1 protein-coding gene is annotated in these 663 nt (G+C 45.9%); it reads left to right on the top strand.

Translation table 11 applies throughout. The features are described from left to right. Positions 1-663 (top strand): ketoacyl-synthetase C-terminal extension domain-containing protein (locus FCR06_RS32180; protein WP_138506961.1); only part of this gene is annotated, 663 nt, incomplete at both ends.

Below are 663 nucleotides of genomic sequence, written 5' to 3'. Positions count from 1 at the left end.
GCAGGAATTGCCAGCTTCATCAAAACAGTGCTAGCACTCCATCATCAAGTACTACCACCCAGCCTTAACTTCAAAACCCCAAATCCTCAGATAGATTTCGAGAACAGTCCATTTTATGTTAACAATCAACTATCTGCATGGAAAAGCAACGGCACTCCCCGCCGGGCTGGAGTTAGTTCTTTGGGTTTTGGGGGAACCAATGCCCATGTCATTTTAGAAGAAGCGCCACATCTAGAAACTTCTGCAATTGGGCGGACACAGCAATTACTGATGTTATCTGCCAAAACAACATCATCTCTAGAGAAAGCGACAGCAAACTTAATCGGACACTTACAGCAACATCCAGAGTTAAACCTGGCTGATGTGGCTTACACTCTGCAAGTCGGCCGCCGGGTTCTTGACCACCGCCGATTCGTCATTTGTCAAGATATTCAAGATGCTCTCAGCGCACTTCAAGACCCCAAACGAATATTCAATAGTATTCAAGCCAACAGTGAGCGTCCTGTTGCCTTCATGTTCACTGGATTGGGAACTCATTACGTTAACATGGCTGGGGAACTATACCAAACCGAGCCAATTTTTAGCGAACAGTGCGATCGCTGTTGTCAGATCCTCAAACCTCTGCTTGGTGTCGATTTAATAAACGGACTTTATCCTCAGCAG

This window comes from Nostoc sp. PA-18-2419 (assembly GCF_005869855.1).
Lineage (GTDB): Bacteria > Cyanobacteriota > Cyanobacteriia > Cyanobacteriales > Nostocaceae > Nostoc.
The sequence above is the reverse complement of the archived record's forward strand: the minus strand, read 5'-3'. Positions and strand labels throughout refer to the sequence as shown.